At 72.7% G+C, this 4,459-nt stretch carries 1 protein-coding gene; it reads left to right on the top strand.

Features of this window, described 5'->3' with window-relative positions; all coding sequences use genetic code 11:
• A partial coding sequence (locus ADK64_RS03050; RefSeq protein WP_159046149.1) for an SDR family NAD(P)-dependent oxidoreductase occupies positions 1-4,459 on the top strand: 4,459 nt, incomplete at both ends.

The following is a 4,459-nucleotide window of genomic DNA, read 5'->3' as shown; positions in this document are numbered from 1 at the left end:
GGGTACGGCGTTCGTGGAGTTGGCGATCCGGGCGGGTGACGAGGTCGGCTGCGACCGGATCGACGAACTCACCCTCGAAACACCCCTGGTGCTGCCCGAACAGGACGGCATTCAGCTCCATTTGACGGTTAGCACCCCGGACGAGTCCGGCCGTCGCTCGCTGGCGGTCTACTCCCGTACCGAAGACGCACCGAACGACCAGCCGTGGACGCGCCATGCCAGCGGCACGCTGATGCCCGGGACCTCGGCCATCCCGGCCTTCGACTTCACCGCCTGGCCGCCCCGAGGTGCCACCCCAGTGGACATCGAGGGCCTGTACGACGGCCTCGCGGGCATCGGACTCGCCTACGGACCGGCCTTCCAGGGGCTGCGCGCCGCCTGGCGCTCCGGCAATGAGGTCTACGCCGAACTGGCCCTGCCCGAAGGCGTCGATCCCGACCGGTTCGGTCTGCACCCCGTGCTCCTGGACGCCGCGTTGCACGCGGCCGGCCTCACCGACGGGCTCGGCGGCTCGGAGTCGGTGCGGCTGCCGTTCGCGTGGAGCGGCGTCGCACTGCATGCCGTGGGTGCCGCCGCCCTGCGGGTACGCGTGTCACCTGCGGCCGCGCCCGAGACGGTGTCCCTGCTGGTGGCCGATGGAGCGGGCCGGCCGGTCGCCTCGGTGGACTCCCTGACCCTGCGGCCGGTCTCCGCCGAGCAGCTCGCGGAAGCGGGCGCCGCCACCGACGACTCGCTCTTCCGGATCGAGTGGACCGAGGTGGCCGCGGACACGGCATCCGCCGCCCCCCGTCCCACGGTCGCCGCGGTCGGCGTACCGGCCCCCGACGGCGGGTGGGAGGCCGCCGGTCACTCCGTCGAATCCGTGGCGGACCTGGCCGCGCTGTCGGACACCACCGGGGACGAAGAGGCAACGCCCGCGCCCGAGTTGGTCCTCGCCCGGTGCGAAGGCGGCACCGCGTACGAAGCCACCTGCCGCGCCCTGTCGCTGATCCAGAACTGGCTGGCCGAGGAGCGCTTCGCGTCGTCCCGGCTGGTGATCGTGACCCGGGGCGGCGTGGCCATCGACGAGCGCTGCGGCATCGAGGATCTTGGTGCGGCCGCGGTGTGGGGTCTGGTGCGGTCGGCGCAGTCGGAGAACCCGGACCGGTTCGTACTGGTCGACGTGGACGGCGCGCCGGAGTCCTGGTCCGTGCTGCCGACGGTGGTGGCCACAGGAGAGCCGCAACTGGCCGTGCGTTCCGGTGCCCTGTGGGCCCCACGGCTGGTGCGGGCGGCCACGGGCGCGGATCCGGCCCTCCCCGCCGGGCCGGATGCCTGGCGCCTGGAGGTCACCAGCAAGGGCACGCTGGACAACCTCGCGCTCGTCAGCAGCCCGGACGCGGACGGACCGCTCGCCGCCGGACAGGTCCGGCTCGCGGTCCGGGCCGCCGGTCTCAACTTCCGGGACGTGCTGCTCACCCTCGGCATGGTCGATCAGGACGGACTCGGCGGCGAAGCGGCCGGCGTCATTTTGGAGACCGGCCCCGGAGTCACCGATTTCGCACCGGGAGACCGCGTGTTCGGGATGTTCCCGGCCTCGATCGGGTCGGTGGCGATCGCGGACCGCCGGATGATCGTGAAGATGCCGGAGGGCTGGTCGTACGCCGAGGCCGCGTCCGTACCGGTGGTCTTCCTGACCGCGTACTACGGGCTGGTGGACCTGGCCCGCCTCCGGTCGGGCGAGTCGGTGCTGGTGCACGCGGCCGCCGGTGGTGTGGGCATGGCCGCCGTGCAGTTGGCCCGGCACCTCGGGGCCGAGGTGTGGGGGACCGCCAGCCCCGGCAAGTGGGACACCTTGCGCGCGATGGGCCTCGACGACACGCACATCGCGTCCTCCCGCACCCTGGACTTCGAGGAGCGGTTCCTCGACGCCACCGACGGACGTGGCGTCGACGTGGTGCTGAACTCCCTGGCCCGGGAGTTCGTGGACGCGTCCCTGCGCCTGCAGCCCAGGGGCGGCCGGTTCATGGAGATGGGCAAGACCGACAAGCGCGATCCCGCCGAGGTGGCCGAGCGGCACGCGGGCGTCGCCTACCGGGTGTACGACATCATGGAAGCGGGCCCGGACCGCATCGGAGAGATGCTCCGCGAACTGATGGAGCTCTTCGACAGCGGTGTCCTGCGGCCCCTTCCCGTGACCACCTGGGATGTCCGGCAAGCGGTGGATGCCCTGCGCTTCCTCAGTCAGGCCAGGCACGTCGGCAAGGTCGTGGTCACCGTGCCGCCGCCGCTGGACCCCGAAGGTACGGTGCTGATCACCGGCGGTACGGGCGTGCTGGGAGCGCAGGTCGCGCGGCATCTGGTCACCGAACACGGCGTACGGCACCTGGTGTTGACGAGCCGGCGTGGCCCGGAGGCGCCCGGCGCGGCCGAGCTGCGGGCCGAACTGGCGGGCCTGGGCGCGGAGGTGACCCTCGCCGCGTGTGACGCGGCGGATCGCGAGGCGCTGGCAGCACTGTTGGCGGAGGTGCCGGAGCGGCATCCGCTGACGGCCGTGGTGCACACGGCGGGCGTGCTCGACGACGGGGTCGTCCAGACGCTGACGCCCGAGCGGATCGCCGCCGTACTGCGCCCGAAGGCCGACGCGGCACTGAACCTGCACGAGCTGACGCACGACCTGGACCTCGCCGCCTTCGTCCTCTTCTCCTCGGTGTCCGGCACCCTCGGCGGCGCGGGCCAGGCCAACTATGCCGCTGCCAACGCCTGCTTGGACGCCCTGGCGCAGCGCCGCCGGGCGGCGGGACTCGCCGGGCAGTCGCTGGCCTGGGGCTTTTGGCAGCAGCGCAGCGGGATGACCGCCCACCTGGACGACGCCGACATCCGCCGGATGACCCGCGCCGGTATGGCGCCCCTGACCACGGACGACGGGCTGCGCCTCTTCGACGCCGCACTCCGACGCGACCGGGCCGTCCTGCTCCCCCTCCATCTGGACCTCGGCCGCATACGCAAGGCGGCAGCGGTGCCGCCCCTGTTCCACGCTCTGGTCCGCACCCCGGCCCGGCGCGCCCTCGCGTCCATCGGTCCGTCCACCGCCGGCGGCTCCGCACTCGTACGGCGCCTCGCCGCGCTGACCGACGCGGAACGCGACCGCGCGCTGGTGGAGCTGGTGCGGACCGAGGCGGCCGCCGTCCTCGGGCACGCCTCGGCGGAGGCGGTGGACGCGGCCAAGGCGTTCAAGGACCTTGGCTTCGACTCGCTGACCGCGGTCGAGTTCCGCAACCGCCTGAACGCCGCGACAGGGCTGCGCCTTCCGGCCACCCTCGTCTTCGACCAGCCGACGCCGACTGCCTTGGCACACCACCTCTGTGCGGAGCTGCTCGGCTCCGCATCCGAATCCGCTGCCTCCCCGCTCGACGTTTCTGTCGCCGCGGACGAACCGATCGCCATCGTCGCGATGAGCTGCCGGCTTCCCGGCAACGTGGAATCCCCGGAAGACCTCTGGCAGTTGGTCGCCGACGGACGCGATGGCATGTCGCCGTTCCCGACCGACCGCGGGTGGAACCTCGACGGCCTGTACGACCCCGACCCCGACCACCCCGGCACCTCCTACGTCCGTGAGGGTGGATTCCTCGCGGGTGCGGGCGAGTTCGACGCGGAGTTCTTCGGGATCAGTCCCCGCGAGGCGCTGGCGATGGACCCGCAGCAGCGGCTGCTGCTCGAAGCGTCGTGGGAGGCGTTCGAGCGCGCCGGGATCGACGCCACCTCGTTGCGCGGCAGCCGGACCGGCGTGTTCGCGGGCGTCAGCGGCCAGGAGTACGCGGCACTGGTCCAGCAGGCCGCGCAGAGCACCGAGGGCTATCTGCTCACCGGCACGTCGGCCAGTGTGATCTCCGGTCGCGTGGCATACAGCTTCGGCCTGGAAGGCCCCGCGGTGACGGTCGACACCGCCTGCTCGTCGTCCCTGGTGGCCCTCCACCTCGCCGGGCAGGCGCTGCGGCAGGGCGAGTGCTCGATGGCCTTGGTGGGCGGGGTCTCGCTGATGGCCACGCCGGGTGCGTTCGTGGAGTTCAGCAGGCAGCGCGGCCTGGCCGCGAACGGCAGGTGCAAGCCGTTCGCCTCGGCGGCGGACGGCACCGGCTGGGGAGAGGGCGTCGGCGTCCTCCTCGTGGAACGACTCTCGGACGCCCGCCGCAACGGTCACCCGGTGCTGGCGGTCGTACGCGGCACGGCGGTGAACCAGGACGGCGCCAGCAACGGACTGACCGCACCGAACGGCCCCTCCCAGCAACGGGTGATCCACCAGGCCCTGATGAGCGCGGGCCTTGAGCCGGGTGACGTGGACGCCGTCGAGGGGCACGGCACCGGCACCACGCTGGGCGACCCGATCGAGGCGCAGGCGCTGTTGGCGACGTACGGGCAGGGTCGGGATGCCGGGCGGCCGTTGTGGCTGGGTTCGTTGAAGTCGAACATCGGGCATGCG

This window comes from Streptomyces sp. MMG1121, from assembly GCF_001280015.1.
In the GTDB taxonomy this organism is placed as follows: Bacteria; Actinomycetota; Actinomycetes; order Streptomycetales; family Streptomycetaceae; genus Streptomyces.
Note: the sequence above shows the minus strand (reverse complement) of the source record. Positions and strands in the feature narration are given on the sequence as shown.